Genomic DNA, 20,878 nt, shown 5'->3' with positions numbered 1-20,878 from the left:
ACGAAAGAGGCTGTGATGAAAGCGATTCAGCAGTACGACTTCGGTGGACCCGAGGTGCTCACCGTGACCGACATCCCCGAACCCGAGCCGCGCGCCGGACGGGTCCGGGTCCGGGTGACGGGAACCTCCGTGAACCCGGCCGACCTCGCGGCCCGCGCCGGCTGGCTGCGCCAGGTGCTGCCCGACCTGGCACCGCCGTTCATCCTCGGCGCGGACCTCGCGGGCACGGTGATCGACGGCGACGGACCGTTCGCCCCCGGTACCCGGGTCGCCGGGCTCGCGCCCTGGTTCGTGAACCAGGAGGGCACGTACGCGGAGGTCGTCTCCATCGACCCCGCCCATCTCGCGGCGATCCCGGACGGCGTCGACGACATCACCGCCGCCGCCGTCCCGATCACCTCCGAGACCGCCTGGCAGGCCCTCGACCTGGGCGGACTCGAAGCCGGGCAGACCGTCCTGGTCACCGGCGCGAGCGGCGCCATCGGCGGCTGGGCGGTCCAGCACGCGGCCGGCCGCGGCGCCAAGGTCGTCGCCGTCGCGTCGAACGGTGACGAGAAGTACGTCGAGGGCCTCGGCGCCGACATCGTCCTCGGCCGGGCGGGCGACGCCGGCGAACTCGCCGCCGCGGTACGGAAGTCGGTGCCCGGCGGGGTCGACCTCGTCGTGGACCCCGCCGGTATCGGCGGCGACCTGATCCACGCCGTGCGCGACGGCGGTGTCTTCGTCGTCATCGCGGTCGTGCCGGAGCCCCCGGCGGAGCGCGGTGTCGAGGTACGCCGGGTCAGCGCCCAGTCCGACGGCGCGCTGCTCGCGCGGATCCTCGCCGACCTCGCCGACGGGAAGAAGAAGGCCCGCGTCGGTCTGGTCCTCCCGCTGACCGAGGCGGCGGAGGCGCACCGGAAGAGTGAGGAGAGGTCGGTGCGGGGGAAGATCGTGCTCACGGTGTGAGCAGGTCGGTCGGCCTGCGACGATGCCCGGCCCGGAGTGAACTCCGGGCCGGGCATCGGGTGTTGGACAGGCCTACGCCTTGGTGAGGTCCTCGAGCTCCTCCTCGGGCTCGCGGCCCGGGGTGGGGAGGTTCCACTTGTTGATCGCGAAGCGGAAGACGAAGTAGTAGATGGCGCCGAAGACCAGACCGATCGGGATGATCAGCCAGGGCTTGGTGGCGAGGTTCCAGTTGAGGGCGTAGTCGATGAAGCCCGCGGAGAAGGTGAAGCCCGCGTGGACGCCGAGCGCCCAGGTGATCGCCATGGACAGGGCGGTCAGCACCGCGTGGATCGCGTAGAGCGCCGGGGCGATGAACATGAACGAGAACTCGATGGGCTCGGTCACACCGGTCACGAAGGACGTCAGCGCGAGCGAGATCATCATGCCCATGATGGCCTTGCGGCGCTCGGGGCGGGCGGAGTGCGCGATGGCGAGCGCGGCGGCCGGCAGGCCGAACATCATGATGGGGAAGAAGCCCGACATGAACTGTCCGGCGGACGGGTCACCCGCGAAGAAGCGGGTCAGGTCACCGTGGACGACGGCACCGGTGGAGTCCTTGTAGTCACCGATCTGGAACCAGGCCACGGAGTTGACGAACTGGTGCATGCCGACCGGGATCAGACCGCGGTTGATCAGACCGAACAGACCGGCACCGAAGGCGCCGAGACCGGTGATCCACTCGCCGAAGTTCGAGATGCCCTCACCGATCGGCTTCCAGACCAGGCCGAAGAAGACACCCATGAGCGTCCCGACGAAGGCCATGATGATCGGCACCAGGCGGCGGCCGTTGAAGAAGCCGAGCCAGTCGACCAGCTTGGTCCGGTGGAACTTCTGCCACAGCACCGCGGAGAGCAGACCCATGATGATGCCGCCGAGGACACCGGGGTTGTTGTAGGTCGCGGCCACGTCCGCGCCCTTGAGGATCTTGGCGTCGGTGACCGGGAAGGCCTTGAGCACATTGCTGTAGACGAGGAAGCCGACGAGCGCCGCCAGCGCCGTGGAGCCGTCGGACTTCTTCGCGAAGCCGATCGCGACACCTATACAGAACAGCAGCGGCAGGTTATCGAAGATCGCGCCACCGGCGGTGGCGAAGACCGCCGTCACCTTGTCCGGCAGATGCAGCTTGTCGTGGATGTCGGCCTGGCCGAACCGGAGCAGAATGCCCGCCGCCGGAAGCACGGCGATCGGGAGCTGAAGGCTGCGGCCGATCTTCTGCAGGCCCTGGAACAGGCCGGATCCCCACTTCTTCGCGGGGGCCGCCGTTGGCGCGGTGGCGGTGGACATAGACTTCCTCCATCGGGTGGTGGTCTACACCACTCAGTGGTGTAGACCTGTTGTAGCAGATGAAGTCCGCATAAAGGAACCCGCAAAACCTGCGACCGAATCGCTACCCCGCGTACACGGGGGCAGGCATGGCAAAGGGCCCCCGGATCGATGATCCAGGGGCCCAACTCGCTTACGGCGTCAGGCTTTTGTGACGTCCTCCTGCTCCTCCTCAGGCTCCCGCCCCGGAGTCTTCAGATCGAACTTCGTGATCGCGAAACGGAAGACGACGTAGTACACCGCCGCGAAGCACAGCCCGATCGGAATGATCGCCCACGGTCTCGTCGCCAGATTCCAGTTGATCGCGTAGTCGATCAGCCCCGCCGAGAAGCTGAACCCGTCGTGGACCCCGAGCCCCCAGGTCACCGCCATCGACACACCCGTCAACACCGCGTGGACCGCGTAGAGAAGGGGCGCGATGAACAGGAACGAATACTCGATGGGCTCGGTGATACCGGTCACGAAGGAGGTGAGGGCGACCGACAGCATCAGCCCGCCCACCTCTTTACGACGGCTCGGCTTCGCGCAGTGTGCGATCGCGAGCGCCGCCGCGGGCAGCGCGAACATCATGATCGGGAAGAAGCCCGAGGTGAACTGCCCCGCGTTCGGGTCACCCGCCAGGAACATGTTGATGTCACCGTGCACCACCGTCCCGTCCGGCTTGGTGTAACTCCCGAACTGGAACCAGATGGGCACGTTCAGGAACTGGTGCAGCCCCACGACCAGCAGCGCCCGGTTGGCCAGGCCGAACACCCCGGCACCCACCGCGCCCCGGGCGCTCAGCCAGTCGCTGAAGTGCTCGAGACCCGTGCCGATCGGCGGCCAGATCCACAGCGCCACCGCCGCGACCGCGATCGCCACGAACGACATGATGATCGGCACCAGCCGCCGCCCGTTGAAGAAGCCCAGCCAGTCCACCAGCTTCGTACGGTGGTACCGCGCCCAGAAGAACGCGGTCAGCAACCCCAGCACGATCCCGCCGAACACCCCGGGGTTCTGGTACGTGAACGCCGACACCGAGTGGTCCGCGGCCTGGCACCCGATCCCGGGCAGCGCGTTCGTACCGCCCGTGCAGTCCTTCGGGAACTGGCGCAGCACGTTGTAGTAGACGAGGAAACCGACCAGCCCGGCCAGCGCCGTCGACCCGTCCGACTTCTTCGCCATCCCGATCGCGACACCCACGCAGAACAGCAGCGGCAACCCCAGCTGACCGTCCAGCAGCGCGCCGCCCGCACCCGCCATCACCTTCGAGACATTGGTCCACCCCAGCCCGTCGTCCCCGAACACGTCCGGCTGCCCCAGCCGGTTGAGGATGCCGGCGGCCGGCAGTACGGCGATGGGGAGTTGGAGACTGCGGCCCATCTTCTGCAACCCCTGGAACGCCTTGTTCCAGGAGACGCGCCCGGGACCGGCGGCTGCACTGTCGGCACTCATGGACGCCCCTCGGTAATGTGGTGTAGACCAGTTGGCGACGTGATCGTCACCATCATTCGGCACGCACGACATGACCGCTCGCGAAGCTGGGCCAACTGTGGGTTACTGCGACAAAGCGGTTCGGATCAGGGAGAGAACACCATGGCCACCAAGGCTGAGAAGATCGTTGCCGGGCTGGGCGGCATCGACAACATCGAAGAGGTCGAAGGCTGCATCACCCGCCTGCGCACCGAGGTCAAGGACCCGAGCTTGGTCGACGAAGCCGCCCTCAAGGCCGCCGGCGCCCACGGCGTCGTCAAGATGGGCACCGCCATCCAGGTCGTCATCGGCACCGACGCGGACCCGATCGCGGCGGACATCGAAGACCTGATGTGAAGCGCGGGGATCATCCCCGGCTCCGCGTACTGAGGGGCTCTTCCCGATCCGGGAGGAGCCCCTTCCCGCTCTACCACTAGGCTCTTCGCCATGTCTCGAATCGACGGCCGAACCCCCGAACAGCTCCGCCCCGTCACCATCGAACGCGGCTGGAGCAAGCACGCCGAGGGCTCCGTCCTCGTCTCCTTCGGCGACACCAAGGTCTTCTGCACCGCCTCCGTCACCGAAGGCGTGCCCCGCTGGCGCAAGGGCAGCGGCGAGGGCTGGGTCACCGCCGAGTACTCCATGCTGCCCCGCGCCACCAACACCCGCGGCGACCGCGAATCCGTCCGCGGCAAGATCGGCGGCCGCACCCACGAGATCAGCCGCCTCATCGGCCGCTCACTGCGCGCCGTCATCGACTACAAGGCCCTCGGCGAGAACACCATCGTCCTCGACTGCGACGTCCTCCAGGCCGACGGCGGCACCCGTACGGCCGCCATCACCGGCGCGTACGTCGCGCTCGCGGACGCCGTCACCTGGGCCCAGGGCAAGAAGCTGATCAAGGCCGGCCGCCAGCCGCTCACCGGCACGGTCTCGGCGGTCTCGGTCGGCATCGTCGGCGGAGTCCCGCTCCTGGACCTCTGCTACGAGGAGGACGTCCGCGCCGAGACCGACATGAACGTCGTCTGCACCGGCGACGGCCGCTTCGTCGAGGTCCAGGGCACCGCCGAGGCCGAACCCTTCGCCCGCGACGAGCTCAACGCCCTCCTCGACCTCGCCGTCGCCGGCTGCGGCGAGCTGACCGCCGTACAGCGAAAGGCACTTGAGGCCGCGCTGGAGAAGTAAGAGGCTGGACGGGCCAGGTCAGTAAAGGACGTACAAAGAGAAGCGGGCTGCGGGGTCAACCCGGCAGCCCGCGCTCGCGTCCCTACGCATACGGAACGGAAACGGGGAGTGGCCGCAGCAGCCCACCCCCACGGGGAGGAAACCGAACCATGGCCGCCGCAAGCCGTCGTAGCCGAATCGTCGTAGCCACCACCGTGGCGGTGATCGCTCTGACCACCGGACTCGCCACCGGCTGCGACGCCGTCGACAAGGCCATCGACTGCGTCCAGACCGCCGACACCATCGCCGACAGCGTCACCGGCCTCCAACAGGCGGTGGAGAACGCGGCCAACGACCCCACCCAGACCGACCAGTCCCTCAACTCCATCGAGAAGGACCTCGACAAGATCGGCGACAAGACCGACAACGCGGACGTCAACAAGGCGGTGGACAGCCTGGAGAAGGCCGTCGACAACGTCCGCACGGCGGTCAAGAACGGCGACAACACCCCCGACATCAGCCCGGTGACGGACGCGGCGGGGGAGTTGACGAAGGTCTGCACGTCATAGCCGCGGACGGGACATTGGGATACTGAACGCCATGACACGCCTGATCCTCGCCACCCGCAACGCCGGGAAAATCACCGAACTGAGGTCGATCCTCGCCGACGCGGGACTGCCCCACGAACTGATCGGCGCCGAGTCGTACCCCGACATCCCCGACGTCAAGGAAACGGGCGTCACCTTCGCCGAGAACGCGCTCCTCAAGGCCCACGCCCTCGCCCAGGCAACAGGCCTCCCCGCGGTCGCCGACGACTCGGGCCTGTGCGTCGACGTCCTCAACGGCGCGCCGGGCATCTTCTCCGCCCGCTGGGCCGGCCGCCACGGCGACGACAAGGCCAACCTGAACCTGCTGCTGGCCCAACTGTCGGACATCGCGGAGGAACACCGCGGTGCCCACTTCGCCTGCGCGGCGGCCCTCGCCCTCCCGGACGGCACGGAACGCGTGGTCGAGGGCCGGCTGAGGGGCGTCCTGAGGTTCGCACCGACCGGCACGAACGGCTTCGGCTACGACCCGATCCTCCAGCCGGACGGCGACACCCGGACCTGCGCGGAACTGACGGCGGAGGAGAAGAACGCGATCTCGCATCGGGGGAAGGCGTTTCGGGGGTTGGTGCCGGTGGTGCGGGAGTTGTTGGGCTGAACGACAGACGAAGGGCCGCCCAGCCGGGCGGCCCTTCTGCGTGTGCGGCCGGTGGGATTCGAACCCACACGGGTGTTAACCCACTGGGACCTAAACCCAGCATGACTGCCAATTCCATCACGGCCGCCCAAAACGGTCATCACGCTCGACCGGCAGCGTTCAGTGTAAGGGCAGAGCAAGTTACGCGACGAGGGGCGCCCTCTCCTTCTGACGGCACCAGGTCTCCGTCACCGCGTGACAGTTGGGGCAGGGGTACCGCAGGTTCTCCCGGCGATTGTCGCGCCAGTCTCCGTTGACGTGGTCGATCTGCAAGGTGATCGGTCGGCCGAGCCACTCGCCCGTGTTGCCGCAGGCCTCGCACGCGTAAGGCACCCCGATCTCGGTCAGGGCTCGGTGCAGCTGGCTTCGGTTGGTCCGGCCGGCGCCAGAGGGCAGGACGACCAGAATCCGGTGGGAGACGGGCTCGGGAGAGGGGCGTTCCGGTCGTGCCCATGACCGGCGCTTGAAGTGGCTCGTGTCCAGGCCGAGTCGAGCCGCCGCGCGCCGGACCCGCCGGTGACTGGTGTCGTTGACGTCCAGGCCGAGACCGCGCAGGACGTCCGCATAGCTTGTCGAGTGGTGTACGAGGTCGCGGAGTCTGTCCTCGGGAAGTGATATGCGCTGGTGAGAGAAGTGCGCGAGGCCGATGCCCCCGGCGCGCGGCATGCGATGCAGGGTCGCGCGTGAACGGCTGTCGTCAGGTACGCCCAGGGCGCGAGCAACGCCACGGACACTGGTCGTCGTTTCGGCAGCCGCCTTGAGTTCTTCGGCGGTGAAGGGCAGGTCCAGGTCGGGTCTGCCGGTGCCGGGGAAGTGACTGACGTCGATGCCGGCCGCGTGAATACGGCGACGAATGTGCGACAGCGTCCCTGTCGCGGGGGTGGCGCCGAGTTTCAGCGCCACTTCGCGCAGCGACGAGGATGAGGCGGCGGCTTCGGCGATGGCCGAGTCCGGGTATTTGCGTCAGGGGCTGCGTTTGGCGAAGTGGCTCGTGTCGATTCCGTGCCCCGCTACCTTTTCCTGCAGCACACGCCGTTGTCCTCCGCTTGCCTTGAGCCCGAGCCGCCGCATCAGATCGGTCCAGTTGCGGGCCTCGGCGACGGCCGGTGCGAGCTGTCACGCCCGAACCGTAAAGCGGATTGGTAGACTGCAGATAGCTGAAGCCTCCCAGGGCGTGGACTCTTGTTCCTCCCGGGAGGCTTTTTTCATGACCAAGACCTCGTCCACGACAGTGGACATACGCCCAGCCACCCCCGCCGACCGCCCCACCATCGAGCGGCTCTGGCTGATGTTCCGTCACGATCTGTCCGAGTTCGACACCGCGGCGGAGCCTCAACTGCCCAACCCCGACGGCACGTTCCGCAGTGAGCGGGTGGACTTGGCGTTCGGTGGGGGTGGGGAGGACTGGGCGCCGTATCTCTTTGTCAGGGGGGAGCGGCCCGTCGGGTTCGCGTTTGTGCGGGGGCTCAGTGGGCCTACTCGGGTGCTGAACAGCTTCTTCGTAGCGCGGGGGATTCGGCGGGGCGGGGTCGGGCGAAGGGCTGTCCGCGAGGTCGTCGCGCGGCATCCGGGGCAGTGGGAGATCGCGTTTCAGGATGCCAATCCGGGGGCCGTTGCGTTCTGGCGGCGGGTCGGTGAGGACCTTGCTCCGGGGGAGTGGAGAGAGGAGCGCAGGCCGGTGCCGGGGCGGGCCGACCTGCCTCCTGATGTGTGGATCTCGTTCAGGTACGAAAAGGTACTGGAGGGCTAGATGCCCAGGTCCTTGATGATCTTCGCCACGTGGCCCGTCGCGCGGACGTTGTACAGCGCGTGCTCGACCTTGCCGGACTCGTCCACGATGATCGTGGAGCGGATGACGCCCATGTAGGTCTTGCCGTAGTTCTTCTTCTCGCCGAAGGCCGCGTAGGCGTCGAGGACCTGCTTGTCGGGGTCCGCGAGGAGGGTGACCTTGAGGTTCTCCTTCTCGCGGAACTTGGCGAGCTTCTCCGGCTTGTCGGGGGAGATGCCGATGACGTCGTACCCGGCGCCGGCCAGCACCTCCAGGTTGTCCGTGAAGTCGCAGGCCTGCTTGGTGCAGCCGGGCGTGAGGGCCGCCGGGTAGAAGTAGACGATGACCTTGCGGCCCTTGTGGTCGGCGAGGGACACCTCGTTGCCGTCGGCGTCGGGGAGCGTGAAGGCGGGGGCAACGTCCCCGGGCTGGAGTCGTTCACTCATCGCGCTAGCGTAACCGGGGGTGCTGACAGTGCACTCCGCGCGAGAGCTGACAGACTGTCCGGCACAAGTACCAGCAGACTTCGGAGGCCGTACGGTGGCGGACACGTCGAACACGCCGGACACCAGAACCCCGGCGCAGATCGAGGCGGACATCAAGCGTCGCCGCGATGTCCTCGCCGACACGCTCGACGAGATCGGGGTGCGGGTGCACCCGAAGACCATCGTGGGCGACGCGAAGGCCAAGGTCGCGTCCAGCATCGATCACACCCTCGGGAAGGCGTACGTCGGCGTCAACCGGGTCGTGAGTGACGTCAAGGGGCAGTTCGTGGACGAGGAGGGCGCGCCGAGGGTGGAGCGGATCGTCCCGGTCGCTCTCGTCGCCGTCGGGGTCGTGGGGCTGTTCGTCCTCGGGTCCCGGCGCGGCAAGGGTCGTAAGGGCTGATTTCGTGGGGTACCCGGCGGCGTACCGACGGGTCCGAGGCAGGTAGGTTCGTGGGCGTGAGCGCCAAGAGAGACGAGCAGAGCACCCAGCACGACAAGCTGCCCATCCGGATGCTGCACGACCGTGTGCTCGTGCGGCAGGACAAGAGCGAGGGCGAGCGGCGTTCGGGCGGCGGGATCCTGATTCCGGCGACGGCCGCGGTCGGGCGCCGGCTGGCCTGGGCCGATGTCGTCGCGGTGGGCCAGAACGTACGGACCGTGGAGCCCGGCGACCGGGTCCTCTACGACCCGGAGGACCGTGCCGAGGTCGAGGTCCGCGGCATCGCCTACGTCCTCATGCGCGAACGCGACCTGCACGCGGTCGCCGCCGACCGCTTCGAGGGCTCCGAGGACTCGACCGGCCTGTACCTGTAGTACGAAGCCTCGAGATGCCTCGAAGGGGCTGGTGACCATCGTCACCAGCCCCTTTTATGCTGTGCACCGCCCGTTCAGCGGCCCCCCCGCTCACTCCTTCTTCCGCGCCGTGCTCTGCGGCCCCGCCGTAGTCCCTCCGGTCGTCGTGCCGCCCGTCGTGCCGTCCGTGGTGGTCCCCGTCGTGCCGCCGGTCGTCGTCGTGCCGTCGGTGGTCGTGCCCGTGGTGCCGCCGGTGGTGGTCGTGGAGCCGTCCGTTGTGGTGCCTGTGGTGCCGCCGGTGGTGGTCGTGGTGCCGCCGTCGGTTGTAGTGCCCCCCGTCGTGCCGCCGTCGGTCGTTCCGCCGGTGGTGGTGCCGCCCTGGGTCTGGCCCTGGTCGGTCTGGCCGCCGGTGGTGGTCGTGCCGCCGTTGTTCTGGCCGTCGGTCGTGGACGGCTGGGAGGGCTGGATGCTGGGGGGCGCGACCGTCTCGGCGCCGTCCTGGAGCTGGAGGTCGAAGTCGTTGGCCGGGGTGCCCTTGAGAGCGGACTTGGTGAACTGGGCCCAGATCTCGGCGGGCGCCCCGCCGCCGTTGACGCGGGCGAGGCCCATCGCGCCGTAGAGCGGTTCGTGGGCGGCGGTGGTCGGGTTCTGGCCCATGACGGAGACGACGGTGGCGAGGTCGGGGGTGTAGCCCGCGAACCAGGCCGCCGTGTCCTTCTCGGCCGTGCCGGTCTTGCCGGCGGCCGGGCGGTCGGCGCCCTGCGCTGCGGTCGCGGTGCCGTTGTCGACGACGCTCTCCAGGACGTTGGTCGTGGTGTCGGCGGACTCGCGGCTCACCGCGCGGGTGGTCTTCTGCGCGGGCAGCTTGACCTGGTCGGTGCCGTCCTTGGTGATCTTCGAGATCATCGTGTACGTGTGCCGCTGACCGTGGTTGGCGAGGGTGGCGTAGGCCTCCGCCATGTCCAGGACGCTCGCGGTGGACGGGCCGAGCGCGATGGACGGGGTGGCGGTGAGGTCGGGGGTGTCGGCCGGGATGCCGAGGTCGACGGCCGTCTGTTTCACCTTGGCGGGGCCGACGTCCACGGCCATCTGCGCGTACACCGAGTTGACGGACTTGTCGGTGGCCGTGCGGACGGTGATGTCGCCGTAGGAGACGCCGTCCTCGTTCTCGGGGGCGTAGGAGCCGCCGCTCCAGCCTTCCACGGGGCGCTTGTCGGTGCCGTCGTAGTAGGTGTTGGGGGTGATGGTCTGGCCGTCCTGGGTCTGCGAGCCGTTCTGGATCGCGGAGGCGAGGACGAACGGCTTGAAGGTGGAGCCGACCTGGAAGTCGCCGCGGGTGGCGCCGTTCGTGTACTGCTTCACGTAGTCGATGCCGCCGTACATCGCGACGATCTGCCCGGTCTTGGGGTCGACCGAAGCGCCGCCCGCGCGTACGTAGTTGTCGACCTTGCGGCTCTTCTTGTCGAGCTTGGACATGACTTGGTCGTTGACGGCCTTCACGAAGGCGTCCTGCTTGCTCTTCTGGAGCGTGGTGGTGATGCGGTAGCCGCCGGCTTCGAGGGTGTCCGCGTCGATGATCTTGTTGGTGGCGAGGTAGTCCTTGATCGCGGTGACGATGTAACCCCGCTGCCCGGACATGCTCGTCGAGGCCGTGGCCTCTTTCGGCATCGGGAACTTCATGCCGGCGCGCGCGGCCTCGGTGAGCCAGCCCTTCTTGACCATGCCGTCGAGGACGTAGTTCCAACGGGCCACCGCGGCGGCCTTGTTCTCCGGGTGCGCCACGACGTCGTACTCGCTCGGCGCGTTCAGCAGCGCGGCGAGATAGGCGCCCCGGCCCGCGTCGAGGTCGACGGCGTCCTTGCCGTAGTAGGCCTGGGCGGCGGCCTGGATGCCGTAGGCGTTGCGGCCGAAGTAGCTGGTGTTGAGGTAGCCCTCCAGGATCTGGGACTTGGACTCCTCGCGGTCCAGCTTGATCGAGATGAAGAACTCCTTCACCTTTCGGGTGACGGTCTGTTCCTGGCCCAGGTAGTAGTTCTTGACGTACTGCTGGGTGATCGTGGAGCCGGACTGGGTGCCCTTGCCGGTGGCGGTGTTCCACCCGGCGCGGACCATCGCCTTCGGGTCGACGGCGGACTCGGAGAAGAAGTCCCGGTCCTCGGCGGCCAGTACGGCGTGCTGGGCGTTGGCGGAGACCTGGTCGAGGCCGACGTTCTCGCGGTTGACCTCGCCGTCGCGGGCGAGTTGGGTGCCGTCCGCGTAGAGGTACACGTTGGACTGCTTGGTGGCGAGCGCGTTGGCGGGCGGGATCTTGACCAGCGAGTACCCGAGGTAGAACGCGCCGATCAGCAGCGCCACGAGCGTGACGACCCCCGCGAGCGTCATCCGCCAGGTCGGGATGATCCGCCGCCAACCGGTGCGCTTGGGCCGCTTCGGCTTCTTGCCCCCGGGGGCCTCGGGTGCGGCAGCCGCTTCCGGCTCTCTCGGTGCCCAGCCCTGCTCGGGCTGCTGCGGCTGCGGCTGGTCGCTCATGTCGTGCACGGACTCCTGTTTCGCGTCGTACCGTCCCGTACGGCCCCGCATGTTCCCATACGGTCGCGTACGTTCCTGTACGGCCTTGTGCGCTTCTGCGCCCCCAGACGAAGACTCTCGCACCATGCGTTCCGTTCCCGACCATCGGCACGCACTTGCCCGAAAAATGCGTGGCGTGCGTCACCACCTGCGCACTAGGCTCCTGCGCTTCGGTGTCAAGAGGGCGTGGAGGGTGGGTTTCTGGTGGGTGCCGGTCGGTTGTACGCGGCCGTCGCGGCGGGTGGTTTCAGACGGTACGCGACGTATCGGGCGGCGACGCTCGCCGGGGTGTTCACCAACACCGTGTTCGGCGTGGTCCTCGTCTACACGTATCTGGCGCTGTGGGACGAGCGCCCGCATCTCGGGGGCTACGACCAGGCGGAGGCGGTGACCTATGTGTGGCTCGGGCAGTGTCTGTACGCGACGCTGGCGATCCAGGGCGGCGGGTTCGAGAAGGACCTGATGGAGCGCATCCGCACGGGTGACATCGCCGTCGACCTGTACCGGCCAGCCGACCTCCAACTGTGGTGGCTGGCAAGCGACTTCGGTCGGGCCATGTTCCAGATGCTGGGGCGCGGGGTGATCCCCTTCGCCGTCGGCGCGCTGTTCTTCAAGATGGCGCTGCCCACGGACGTCGGCTCCTGGGCGGCCCTGCTGGTGGCGCTGCTCCTGGCGGTGCTCGTCAGTTTCGGCATCCGCTTTCTGGCCGCGCTGAGCACGTTCTGGCTGCTCGACGGCACCGGCGTCAACCAGGCCATGATGATTCTGGGGATCTTCTGCTCGGGCATGGTGCTCCCGCTGAACGCCTTCCCGGGCGCGCTCGGCGAGGTCGTACGGGCGCTGCCGTGGGCGGCGCAGATCCAGCTGCCGGCGGACGTGCTGATGGGGAAGACCGATCCGCTGCACGCGTACGCCTTCCAGGCGGCCTGGGCGGTGGCGCTGCTCGCGGCGGGACGGCTGCTGCAGTCGGTGGCTACGCGAAGGGTGGTGGTGCAGGGTGGTTGAGAGCCTCCGACTGCGGGACGGCACACGGGAGTTGCCCCGATGGCGCGAGGGGCTGCGCGCCTACGGGCTGATCGCCGGGATGTGGGTCCGGTCGAGCATGACCTACCGCGCCTCCTTCGTCATCACGGTCGTCGGCAACCTGCTGGTGACCGGTCTGGACTTCGCCACGATCCTGCTGATGTTCTCGCGGGTCGACTCGCTGGGCGGCTGGTCGCTGCCCGAAGTCGCCTTCCTGTACGGCCTGTCGGCGACCGCGTTCGGGATCTCCGACCTGGTCCTCGGCTCGATGGACGTGCTGGGCACCCGCATCCGCGACGGCTCCTTCGACACGCTGCTGGTGCGTCCGGCGCCGGTGCTGGCGCAGATCGGCGCGGACCACTTCGCGCTGCGCCGCCTCGGCCGGATCACCCAGGGTGGCCTGGTTCTCGGCTACGCGCTCGTCGCCGTCGACGTCAACTGGACTGTCGGGAAGCTGCTGTTGGTGCCGGTGATGCTGGTCTGCGGGGCGGCGATCTTCGGGGCGCTGTTCGTGGCGGGCGCGGCCTTCCAGATCGTGGCGCAGGACGCGGCGGAGGTGCAGAACGCGTTCACGTACGGCGGCAACACCCTGCTGTCGTATCCGCCGGTGGTGTTCGGCAAGGACTTCGTGCGGGGCGTGACCTTCATGCTGCCGCTCGCCTTCGTCAACTGGGTGCCCGCCTCCTATGTGCTGGGGCGGCCGTACCCGCTGGATCTGCCGCCGGGCGCGGAGTTCGCCTCGCCGCTGGTGGCGCTTGTCTGCTGCGCGCTGGCCGGGCTGGCCTGGCGGGCGGGGCTCAAGTCGTACCGAAGCACGGGAAGTTGAGGACTGTGGACGGGTTTGCGGACGATTCTGTGGACGAGCACTTCATTCAACTCGACCGCGTCGAGAAGGTCTTCGACGTGCGCAAGAAGACCGGGTTCATGAAACGGGAGCGGCGCCAGGTGCGGGCCGTCGACTCGATCTCCTTCGCCGTGGCGCGCGGCGAGATGGTCGGCTACATCGGGCCGAACGGCGCCGGGAAGTCGACCACCATCAAGATGCTGACCGGCATCCTCACCCCGTCCGGGGGCCGGCTGCGGGTGGCCGGCATCGACCCGTCCCGCGAGCGCACCCGGCTCGCGCACCGCATCGGCGTGGTGTTCGGCCAGCGGACCACACTCTGGTGGGACCTCCCGCTGATCGACTCGTACAAGCTGATGCACCGCATGTACCGCATCCCGGACGCCCGTTACGCCGAGAACCTCGCCCGCTGCGTCGAACTCCTCGAACTGGGCGCCCTGTTGGACGTCCCCGTACGTCAGCTCTCGCTCGGCCAGCGGATGCGCGGCGACATCGCGGCGGCCCTGCTGCACGACCCCGAGGTGCTCTACCTGGACGAGCCGACCATCGGCCTGGACGTCATCTCCAAGGCCAAAGTGCGGGAGTTCCTGCGGGAGTTGAACGCCGAGCGCGGCACCACGGTGCTGCTCACCACCCATGACCTCCAGGACATCGAGCAGTTGTGCTCGCGGGTGATGGTCATCGACCACGGCCGGCTGATGTACGACGGTCCGCTGACCGGGCTGCACGAGGCGGGGGAGAGCGAGCGGACCCTTGTGGTGGACCTGGAGCGGGAGTTGCCCCCGATCGAGGTGCCGGACGCGCGGACGGTGAGGGTGGAGGGGCCGCGCCAGTGGCTGACGTTCCCGGCCTCGGCGTCGGCGGCCCCGCTGGTGGCGCGGATCGCGGCGGAGTACCCGATGGTGGACCTGTCGGTGCGGGAACCGGACATCGAGGCGGTCATCGCGAAGATGTACGCGGAACAGGCCGAGAAAGCGGTCTCGTAGCCCTCTGCCGAACGGTCTCGTAGGCTGCCCTGTATGACCGACGACGCAGTCCCGGAGCTCCGCGCATCCGACGCCGACCGTGAGCGGGTCGCCGAGGTCCTGCGCGACGCCGTCGCCGAGGGCCGGCTCGACATGGAGGAGTTCGAGGAGCGTCTCGAGGCGACGTACAAGGCGCGGACGTACGGCGAACTGACGCCCATCACCGCCGACCTGCCGGCCCCCGGGGTCGCACCGCCGCCGGTGAACATGGTCAAGGAGCCGGCGGAGAGCGGGAGTTGGGCCTCGCGGATCGTCGGTGGCGAAGGGTCGTCGAGCGCCGCCGTGGCCATCATGTCCGGGTTCCAGCGCAAGGGGCGCTGGACGGTCCCCAAGCGGTTCACCGCCGTCGCCTTCTGGGGTGGCGGCGAGATCGACCTGCGCGAGGCGAACTTCGCGGACCGCGAGGTCGAGATCAACTGCATCGCGATCATGGGCGGCGCGCAGATCATCGTGCCGCCGGGCGTCGAGGTCGTCGTGCGCGGCATCGGCATCATGGGCGGCTTCGACCACAGCCAGGAGGGCGTGCCGGGCGAGCCGGGCGCCCCGCGCGTGATCGTCACGGGCTTCGCCTTCTGGGGCGGGGTCGGCGTGGAACGCAAGCTCCCCCGTGCCGAGCGCCAGCGGCTCAAGGAGGAGCGGCGCCGGCAGAAACTGGAGGGCGGTTCCTCGACGAAGGAGCTCTACGGCTCCCACCGCGACGCCCTGTCCGGCGGCCTGCACGACGCCCACCGCGAGGCCATGGAGGAGCACCGCGAGGCGATGCGCCGCCGGCACGAGGAACGGCGGGAACGGCACGAGGAGCGCCGCGAGCGGCACCGGGAGCGGCGGGAGCGCAGGCACCGCGACTGGGACTGAGCGGTCCGCTTACAACCGGGCGGGGACCGCGCCCTTGAGGTCCGTCAGGTCGATCGCGTCGGCCATCCTGCGGTAGCCCCGGTCGCTGGGGTGGAGATGGTCGCCCGAGTCGTACTCGGGGGCGTATCTGCGCGGGTCGTACGGGTCGCGCAGCGCCTTGTCGAAGTCGACGACGGCGTCGTACACCGTGCCGCTCCTGATCTCCGCGTTGACCCGCTGCCGTACGGCCTCCCGGGCCGCCCTGTACCGGGGGTAGCCGCCGAAGGGGGTCAGGGTCGCGCCGACGACCTTGATGCCGTGGGCGTGGGCCTCGCGGACCAGGGTGCGCAGGCCGGCCAGGATGCGGTCGGCGTCGGCGCCGTGCAGGGTGTCGTTGACGCCGAGGTCGAGGATGAGGACCTTGACGTTCGGCCGGCCGAGGACATCGCGCGTGAAGCGGGTCAGGCCGCTCTGGTTCTCGGCGGGCCGGCCCGGATGGCTGGCGAGTATCTGGTTGCCGCTGATGCCCGCGTTGACGACGCTGTAGCGCGGCACGTTCTGCTGCCCGGCCGCCACGGCGGCGCGCAGCCGCTGCGAAAAGGCGTCCGGCCAGCGGCGGTTGGCGCCCACGCTCGAGGTGGAGCCGTCGGTTATCGAGTCGCCGAACGCGACGACCGTGCCGTTCGCGTCGTGGCTCAGCACGTCCAGCGCGGTCAAGTAGCGCCACACCGAGGTGCGTCGGGTGTACGGCGTGGCGCTCGGGTTCTCGACCCGGTCGCCGTCGGCCAGGTAGGAGATCTGCCGGGCGTACGGGTGGATGGTGACCGGGCCGGACTCGGCGGGGGCGTAGGTGGTGACCAACACGTCGGCGCCCTGCGGGACTTGGAGGTGTACGGCGTCGCTGAGCACCTGCTGCCCGGCCGGGACGGTGACGGACGTGGCGCCGCCGAAGGTCAGCCGGCGCATGGTGCCGGGAGCGGCGGCGGAGGTGCTGTGGCCGGCCGCGAGGGCGATCGAGGCGTGGGTGAAGGTCAGCGGGGACTGGCCGTAGAGGTTGGAGAGGGTGATCCGGGCGCTCGTCCCGGCGGTGCTCGTGTGGACGACGTTGCGCACCGAGCGGCCCGCCATGCCCGCCGGCTCGGTGCCGGGCTCGCCGCCCACCGGGGCGGCCGACCAGGCGCCGACCCAGGTGCCGGCCGAGGCGGGGTCGGCGGAGTTGGGCCGGCCGCGGCCTCCGGCGGGGGAGTCGCCGGCGCTGCCGTCGCCGGCGGAGACACCGACGTAGATGCCGACGGAAAGGACCACGACCAGGGTGATGATCGCGGACAGCAGGGCACGATGCCTGGTGGGGGACACCCCCTCGTCCCCGGCGGGTCGCTCGGTCACGCGGTGCAGGTCTCCTCGGGTCTCCTCGGGCGAGTGGCAGGGCCCTGCCATTTTGCCCTTTCGGGTGACGTCGGGAACTCCTGTTCTGTCCCGGGAGTCGGTCAGGAAGGGACAATATGCACGGTACCGGCGAACGGGTGGAGCGGATGGAACGTACGGAAGTGGGTGCTGAGAGCGACGGGGCCTCGTCCCGCCGCACGATGACCACGTTCAGCGCGGCCGACGAGGAGAAGCAGCGCGGCGTGCGCCGGATGAAGCTGACGGCGCTGGCCCTGCTGCTCTTCGTGGCCGTCGTGTACGTGCTCGCCAAGTGGGCGTCGAACTCGGGCGCGGGCCCCTGGGCGGGCTATGTCGCCGCGGCGGCCGAGGCCGGCATGGTGGGCGCGATGGCCGACTGGTTCGCGGTCACCGCGCTCTTCCGCCACCCGCTCGGCCTGCCCATCCCGCACACCGCGATCATCCCCACCAAGAAGGACCAACTGGGCGTCTCCCTGGGCGAGTTCGTCGGCGAGAACTTCCTCTCCGAGGAGGTCGTACGGCAGCGGCTGCGCGCCGTCGGCATCGGCAGCAGACTCGGCGCCTGGCTGGCCGTACCGGATCACGCCGACCGGGTGACGGCGGAGCTGTCGGCCGCCCTCCGCGGGGCCCTCACGGTGCTCCGGGACTCCGACGTCCAGGCGGTGGTCGGCGAGGCGATCACCCGCCGCGCCGACGCCCAGGAGATCGCCCCCGGCATAGGGAAGATGCTGGAGAAGATCGTCGCCGACGGCGGTCACAAGCGGGTCGTCGACCTCATCGTCACCCGCGCGCACGACTGGCTCGTCCTGCACGACGAGCAGGTCATGGACGCCGTCGAGGGCGGCGCCCCCGGGTGGACCCCGAGATTCGTCGACAAGCGGATCGGCGAGCGCGTCTACAAGGAACTGCTCCGCTTCGTCACCGAGATGCGCGACATGCCCTCCCACCCGGCCCGCGGCGCCCTGGACCGCTTCCTCGGCGACTTCGCCGCCGACCTCCAGTCCGACACGGACACCCGCGCGCGGGTGGAGCGCCTCAAGGGCGAGGTCCTCGGCCGCGGCGAGGTCCAGGACCTGATCGCCAGCGCCTGGACGTCCGTCCGCTCGATGATCGTGTCGGCCGCCGAGGACGAACGCAGTGAGCTACGGCTGCGGGTGCGGGCCTCCCTGCTGTCGCTCGGCGCGCGCATGGCGGTCGAACCGAAGCTCCAGGCCAAGGTCGACGGCTGGCTGGAGGGCGCCGCGGTGTACGTCGTCACCACCTACCGCAAGGAGATCACCTCCCTGATCACGGACACGGTGGCGAGCTGGGACGCCGAACACACGACCCGCAAGATCGAGGCGAACATCGGCCGCGACCTGCAGTTCATCCGGATCAACGGCACGGTGGTGGGGTCGTTGGCGGGGTTGCTGATCTATACGGTGTCGCGGGTGGTGGGGGTGTAGCCGGGCGTGTAGGGGCCGGTTCTCCGGGGCACCCGGAGGGGGTTCGCGGGACGAGGAGGACCCCATGGCCAGTGTGAGCGCGAGTGCCGACATCCCGGCCGGGAGCGGCGGCCGGACGATCACTTCGTCCATCCCCGCCCGTCTGGACCGCCTCCCGTGGTCCCGCTGGCACTGGACGATCGTCGTCGGCCTCGGCACCGTGTGGATCCTCGACGGCCTGGAGGTCACGGTCGTCGGCAACATCGCGGGCCGCCTCTCCGAGCCGGACAGCGGTCTGCCGATCAGCTCCGGCCAGGTCACCGGCATCGCCGCCGCGCTGTATGTGGCGGGCGCCTGCGTCGGCGCCCTCTTCTGGGGCCGGCTGACCGACCGCTACGGCCGTAAAAAGCTCTTCATGATCACGCTGGCGGTGTATCTGGCGGCCACCGCGCTCACCGCCGTCTCCTTCTCCACCTGGTGGTTCTTCACGTTCCGCTTCCTCACCGGCTTCGGCATCGGCGGCGAGTACGCGGCGATCAACTCCGCGATCGACGAGCTGATCCCGTCGTACTGCCGGGGCCGTGTGGACCTGATCATCAACGGCAGTTTCTGGGTGGGCGCGGTGGGTGGCTCGCTGCTGTCGATCCTCGCGCTGAACACGAGCGTCTTCGCGCCGGACGTGGGCTGGCGGCTGACCTTCGCGCTGGGCGCCGTACTCGCCCTGGTGATCCTCCTCGTACGACGGCACGTCCCGGAAAGCCCGCGCTGGCTGCTGATCCACGGCCGGGACCGGGAGGCGGACGAGGTGGTGACGTCGATCGAGCGCCGGATAGAGGCCGAACAGGGCCGTGAACTCCCGCCCGCCGAGGGGGAGATCACCATCCACCAGCGCGAGAGCGTCTCCTTCGGCGAGATCGCCCGCACGATCTTCCGGGACTATCCCAAGCGCGCGACGCTGGGCTTCTCCCTCTTCATCGGGCAGGCGTTCCTGTACAACGCGATCACGTTCGGCTTCGGCGCGATCCTGACCAAGTTCTTCAACGTCCCCACGGGCAACACGGGTTACTACTTCGCGGTCATCGCTGTCGGCAACTTCCTGGGCCCGCTGCTGCTCGGCAAGCTCTTCGACACGGTGGGCCGGCGCACGATGATCTCGTCGACGTATCTGCTCTCGGGGCTGCTGCTGTTCGGCACGGCGTGGCTGTTCGACCGGGGTTCGCTGAGCGCGGGGACGCTGACCGCGTGCTGGTGCGCGGTGCTGTTCTTCGCCTCGGCGGGCGCGTCCAGCGCGTATCTGACGGTGTCGGAGATCTTCCCGATGGAGACCCGCGCCATGTCGATCGCCTTCTTCTACGCCCTCGGCACGGCCGCCGGTGGCATCAGCGGCCCGCTGCTCTTCGCGGACCTGACGGGCACGGGCAAGGTCGCCGACACGGTGCTCGCGTTCCAGATCGGGGCGGGCTTGATGTGCGCGGCGGGACTGGTGGCGGCGGCGCTGGCGGTACGGGCGGAGCGGCGGTCGCTGGAGGATGTGGCCACGCCGTTGACGGCGGTGGGGTCGGGGCGTGCGGCGGGGGCCGCCGCGCGCCCGGCGTGAGAGGGCGGGCGGATCTGAGTACGCGTACTCTGTCGCGCCCCCGTCCGATGCGGGAACCCTCGTACGCATGACCGAGAAGTTGCTGAGCCCCCTGCGGACCCGCCCCTGGCCGGAACGCTGGCTGACCCGCGCGCTCGGCGCCGCCCTCGCGTCGGCGGCGTACTTCGTGTGCGTCGCCTGGACGGGGGCGTCCGTCCCCGGCGTGCTCGTCCTCGCGGCGCTCCTGCTGCTCCTGGCGGGCTACCTCGGCCGCCGCGACGACCCGGCCTGGCCCGTGCTGCTGGTGGCGGTGCCCCCGGCCGGCCTGATGTACGTCACCCACCCGCGGGGCTATGCCAACTGGCCCGACGAGGCCGAATGGCCCCAGCAGTGGGCGTTCGCGACGCTCGTGATCGGTGTGGGGGTGCTGGTGGCATCGGCGGTGGGCCGACGTTTCCGCCCGTGCGAGGAGGACTCGGCGGAGGGCGTGCTGTCGGCCCACGGCTGCTGAACCGCCGTAGCGGACGCGCTTCTTGGTGACAACTGACAACGCGTCGGGGGTCACGCCTGCCGGTCGGCGACCGCCCAGGACGCGACCGCGACGGCGCCCGCGACGCCCAGGACCGCGGGCCAGGCGCCGACCTTCTTGGCCAGCGGGTGGGACCCGGCGAACGCGGCGACATAGGCGACCGTGAGTGCCCCGGCTGCCTTTCCGCCGGCCCGCTGCCGCCACTGCTGCGCGGCCGCGGCCCCGGCAACTGCCAGTACGGCCCCGCCCAGTTGACGCTTCTTCGTCCAGCGGGCCACGCCGTACCCGCCGACGAGCCCGCTCGCGGCGACCACCGCGCTGGGAATGTTCGGGACCTTGGCCATGATGTGCCTCTCCGATAGCAGGAAACCCTATTCGCGCGACAAGCATAGCCTGTCAAATACATAAGTGAATTCTCTGAATTCAGTCCGCATT

22 protein-coding genes and 1 tRNA gene are annotated in these 20,878 nt (G+C 69.3%); 15 read left to right on the top strand and 8 right to left on the bottom strand.

What is annotated here, in order from left to right:
- The first annotated feature begins 15 nt into the window (after positions 1–15).
- Complete coding sequence (locus SSP08S_RS02055; protein WP_019065911.1) at positions 16–948, top strand: NADP-dependent oxidoreductase; 933 nt, start codon at positions 16–18, stop codon at positions 946–948.
- 72 nt (positions 949–1,020) lie between these two features.
- On the opposite strand, the gene SSP08S_RS02050 is transcribed toward SSP08S_RS02055, so the two are convergent.
- Together SSP08S_RS02050 and SSP08S_RS02045 are read right to left on the bottom strand one after the other, a co-directional pair.
- A complete protein-coding gene (locus SSP08S_RS02050; protein ID WP_019065910.1) occupies positions 1,021–2,271 on the bottom strand; it encodes a PTS transporter subunit EIIC in 1,251 nt (416 codons plus the stop codon).
- 180 nt (positions 2,272–2,451) lie between these two features.
- Positions 2,452–3,744, bottom strand: a complete 1,293-nt coding sequence (locus SSP08S_RS02045) for a PTS transporter subunit EIIC (protein ID WP_019065909.1) — start codon at positions 3,742–3,744, stop codon at positions 2,452–2,454.
- A 15-nt stretch (positions 3,745–3,759) separates the two neighbouring features.
- On the opposite strand from SSP08S_RS02045, the gene SSP08S_RS02040 reads away from it, so the two are divergent.
- The 4 genes from SSP08S_RS02040 (at position 3,760) to rdgB (ending at position 6,129) form a co-directional block, all read left to right on the top strand.
- Positions 3,760–4,119 (top strand): PTS sugar transporter subunit IIB, encoded by a 360-nt coding sequence (locus tag SSP08S_RS02040; RefSeq protein WP_281176105.1) that lies wholly within the window; start codon positions 3,760–3,762, stop codon positions 4,117–4,119.
- Between the two features lie 90 nt (positions 4,120–4,209).
- Complete coding sequence (gene rph, locus SSP08S_RS02035) at positions 4,210–4,947, top strand: ribonuclease PH (RefSeq protein WP_019065907.1); 738 nt, start codon at positions 4,210–4,212, stop codon at positions 4,945–4,947.
- A gap of 149 nt (positions 4,948–5,096) precedes the next feature.
- On the top strand, positions 5,097–5,495 hold the full coding sequence (locus SSP08S_RS02030) for a hypothetical protein (protein ID WP_019065906.1): 399 nt from the start codon (positions 5,097–5,099) through the stop codon (positions 5,493–5,495).
- Between the two features lie 31 nt (positions 5,496–5,526).
- Positions 5,527–6,129 (top strand): RdgB/HAM1 family non-canonical purine NTP pyrophosphatase, encoded by a 603-nt coding sequence (rdgB, locus tag SSP08S_RS02025; RefSeq protein ID WP_019065905.1) that lies wholly within the window; start codon positions 5,527–5,529, stop codon positions 6,127–6,129.
- 43 nt (positions 6,130–6,172) lie between these two features.
- Here rdgB and SSP08S_RS02020 read toward each other — a convergent pair.
- Together SSP08S_RS02020 and SSP08S_RS61565 are read right to left on the bottom strand one after the other, a co-directional pair.
- Positions 6,173–6,256, bottom strand: a tRNA-Leu gene (locus SSP08S_RS02020).
- Between the two features lie 53 nt (positions 6,257–6,309).
- Positions 6,310–7,071, bottom strand: a complete 762-nt coding sequence (locus SSP08S_RS61565) for an HNH endonuclease (protein WP_019065904.1) — start codon at positions 7,069–7,071, stop codon at positions 6,310–6,312.
- A 304-nt stretch (positions 7,072–7,375) separates the two neighbouring features.
- Between SSP08S_RS61565 and SSP08S_RS02010 the strand changes: the two genes are divergently transcribed.
- Entirely contained in the window at positions 7,376–7,918 is a 543-nt protein-coding gene (locus tag SSP08S_RS02010) for a GNAT family N-acetyltransferase (protein WP_019065903.1), read from the top strand.
- Here SSP08S_RS02010 and bcp read toward each other — a convergent pair.
- Entirely contained in the window at positions 7,915–8,382 is a 468-nt protein-coding gene (bcp, locus tag SSP08S_RS02005; RefSeq protein ID WP_019065902.1) for a thioredoxin-dependent thiol peroxidase, read from the bottom strand. The genes SSP08S_RS02010 and bcp overlap by 4 nt on opposite strands.
- A gap of 94 nt (positions 8,383–8,476) precedes the next feature.
- Between bcp and SSP08S_RS02000 the strand changes: the two genes are divergently transcribed.
- Together SSP08S_RS02000 and SSP08S_RS01995 are read left to right on the top strand one after the other, a co-directional pair.
- Positions 8,477–8,824 carry a DUF3618 domain-containing protein gene (locus tag SSP08S_RS02000; protein WP_019065901.1) on the top strand — a complete coding sequence of 116 codons (348 nt, stop codon included), beginning with the start codon at positions 8,477–8,479 and terminating at the stop codon, positions 8,822–8,824.
- A gap of 56 nt (positions 8,825–8,880) precedes the next feature.
- On the top strand, positions 8,881–9,237 hold the full coding sequence (locus SSP08S_RS01995; protein ID WP_026178110.1) for a GroES family chaperonin: 357 nt from the start codon (positions 8,881–8,883) through the stop codon (positions 9,235–9,237).
- Between the two features lie 90 nt (positions 9,238–9,327).
- Here SSP08S_RS01995 and SSP08S_RS01990 read toward each other — a convergent pair whose 3' ends face one another.
- Positions 9,328–11,745 carry a transglycosylase domain-containing protein gene (locus tag SSP08S_RS01990; RefSeq protein WP_026178109.1) on the bottom strand — a complete coding sequence of 806 codons (2,418 nt, stop codon included), beginning with the start codon at positions 11,743–11,745 and terminating at the stop codon, positions 9,328–9,330.
- 243 nt (positions 11,746–11,988) lie between these two features.
- Here SSP08S_RS01990 and SSP08S_RS01985 point away from each other — a divergent pair, with 243 nt between their 5' ends.
- The 4 genes from SSP08S_RS01985 (at position 11,989) to SSP08S_RS01970 (ending at position 15,531) form a co-directional block, all read left to right on the top strand.
- Positions 11,989–12,789 (top strand): ABC transporter permease, encoded by an 801-nt coding sequence (locus tag SSP08S_RS01985; protein WP_026178108.1) that lies wholly within the window; start codon positions 11,989–11,991, stop codon positions 12,787–12,789.
- A 79-nt stretch (positions 12,790–12,868) separates the two neighbouring features.
- A complete protein-coding gene (locus tag SSP08S_RS01980; protein WP_051105844.1) occupies positions 12,869–13,633 on the top strand; it encodes an ABC transporter permease in 765 nt (254 codons plus the stop codon).
- 29 nt (positions 13,634–13,662) lie between these two features.
- Positions 13,663–14,637 carry an ABC transporter ATP-binding protein gene (locus SSP08S_RS01975; protein ID WP_019065896.1) on the top strand — a complete coding sequence of 325 codons (975 nt, stop codon included), beginning with the start codon at positions 13,663–13,665 and terminating at the stop codon, positions 14,635–14,637.
- 33 nt (positions 14,638–14,670) lie between these two features.
- Complete coding sequence (locus tag SSP08S_RS01970; RefSeq protein ID WP_019065895.1) at positions 14,671–15,531, top strand: DUF1707 SHOCT-like domain-containing protein; 861 nt, start codon at positions 14,671–14,673, stop codon at positions 15,529–15,531.
- Positions 15,532–15,540: 9 nt separating this feature from the next.
- Here the strand turns inward: SSP08S_RS01970 and SSP08S_RS01965 are convergent, their stop codons facing one another.
- Entirely contained in the window at positions 15,541–16,896 is a 1,356-nt protein-coding gene (locus SSP08S_RS01965) for an SGNH/GDSL hydrolase family protein (protein WP_019065894.1), read from the bottom strand.
- Positions 16,897–17,012: 116 nt separating this feature from the next.
- Between SSP08S_RS01965 and SSP08S_RS01960 the strand changes: the two genes are divergently transcribed.
- The 3 genes from SSP08S_RS01960 (at position 17,013) to SSP08S_RS01950 (ending at position 20,425) form a co-directional block, all read left to right on the top strand.
- On the top strand, positions 17,013–18,359 hold the full coding sequence (locus tag SSP08S_RS01960; RefSeq protein WP_019065893.1) for a DUF445 domain-containing protein: 1,347 nt from the start codon (positions 17,013–17,015) through the stop codon (positions 18,357–18,359).
- A gap of 64 nt (positions 18,360–18,423) precedes the next feature.
- Positions 18,424–19,935 (top strand): MFS transporter, encoded by a 1,512-nt coding sequence (locus SSP08S_RS01955; RefSeq protein WP_019065892.1) that lies wholly within the window; start codon positions 18,424–18,426, stop codon positions 19,933–19,935.
- Positions 19,936–20,002: 67 nt separating this feature from the next.
- Positions 20,003–20,425 (top strand): hypothetical protein, encoded by a 423-nt coding sequence (locus tag SSP08S_RS01950; RefSeq protein WP_019065891.1) that lies wholly within the window; start codon positions 20,003–20,005, stop codon positions 20,423–20,425.
- A gap of 50 nt (positions 20,426–20,475) precedes the next feature.
- On the opposite strand, the gene SSP08S_RS01945 is transcribed toward SSP08S_RS01950, so the two are convergent.
- A complete protein-coding gene (locus SSP08S_RS01945; protein WP_019065890.1) occupies positions 20,476–20,787 on the bottom strand; it encodes a hypothetical protein in 312 nt (103 codons plus the stop codon).
- Between the last annotated feature and the right edge of the window lie 91 nt (positions 20,788–20,878).

It is taken from the genome of Streptomyces hokutonensis (assembly GCF_000376565.1).
In the GTDB taxonomy this organism is placed as follows: domain Bacteria; phylum Actinomycetota; class Actinomycetes; order Streptomycetales; family Streptomycetaceae; genus Streptomyces; species Streptomyces hokutonensis.
Note: the sequence above shows the minus strand (reverse complement) of the source record. Positions and strands in the feature narration are given on the sequence as shown.

Excerpts from the sequence above, each read along its gene's own strand:
- SSP08S_RS02050 (WP_019065910.1), bottom strand. The coding sequence starts at position 2,271 with ATGTCCACCGCCACCGCGCCAACGGCGGCCCCCGCGAAGAAGTGGGGA.
- rdgB (WP_019065905.1), top strand. The coding sequence starts at position 5,527 with ATGACACGCCTGATCCTCGCCACCCGCAACGCCGGGAAAATCACCGAA.
- SSP08S_RS01955 (WP_019065892.1), top strand. The coding sequence starts at position 18,424 with ATGGCCAGTGTGAGCGCGAGTGCCGACATCCCGGCCGGGAGCGGCGGC.
- SSP08S_RS02040 (WP_281176105.1), top strand. The coding sequence starts at position 3,760 with ATGTGGTGTAGACCAGTTGGCGACGTGATCGTCACCATCATTCGGCAC.
- SSP08S_RS01960 (WP_019065893.1), top strand. The coding sequence starts at position 17,013 with ATGCACGGTACCGGCGAACGGGTGGAGCGGATGGAACGTACGGAAGTG.
- SSP08S_RS01970 (WP_019065895.1), top strand. The coding sequence starts at position 14,671 with ATGACCGACGACGCAGTCCCGGAGCTCCGCGCATCCGACGCCGACCGT.
- SSP08S_RS01990 (WP_026178109.1), bottom strand. The coding sequence starts at position 11,745 with ATGAGCGACCAGCCGCAGCCGCAGCAGCCCGAGCAGGGCTGGGCACCG.
- SSP08S_RS02030 (WP_019065906.1), top strand. The coding sequence starts at position 5,097 with ATGGCCGCCGCAAGCCGTCGTAGCCGAATCGTCGTAGCCACCACCGTG.
- SSP08S_RS02045 (WP_019065909.1), bottom strand. The coding sequence starts at position 3,744 with ATGAGTGCCGACAGTGCAGCCGCCGGTCCCGGGCGCGTCTCCTGGAAC.
- SSP08S_RS02010 (WP_019065903.1), top strand. The coding sequence starts at position 7,376 with ATGACCAAGACCTCGTCCACGACAGTGGACATACGCCCAGCCACCCCC.
- SSP08S_RS02055 (WP_019065911.1), top strand. The coding sequence starts at position 16 with ATGAAAGCGATTCAGCAGTACGACTTCGGTGGACCCGAGGTGCTCACC.
- SSP08S_RS01950 (WP_019065891.1), top strand. The coding sequence starts at position 20,003 with ATGACCGAGAAGTTGCTGAGCCCCCTGCGGACCCGCCCCTGGCCGGAA.
- SSP08S_RS01945 (WP_019065890.1), bottom strand. The coding sequence starts at position 20,787 with ATGGCCAAGGTCCCGAACATTCCCAGCGCGGTGGTCGCCGCGAGCGGG.
- bcp (WP_019065902.1), bottom strand. The coding sequence starts at position 8,382 with ATGAGTGAACGACTCCAGCCCGGGGACGTTGCCCCCGCCTTCACGCTC.
- SSP08S_RS01980 (WP_051105844.1), top strand. The coding sequence starts at position 12,869 with ATGTGGGTCCGGTCGAGCATGACCTACCGCGCCTCCTTCGTCATCACG.
- rph (WP_019065907.1), top strand. The coding sequence starts at position 4,210 with ATGTCTCGAATCGACGGCCGAACCCCCGAACAGCTCCGCCCCGTCACC.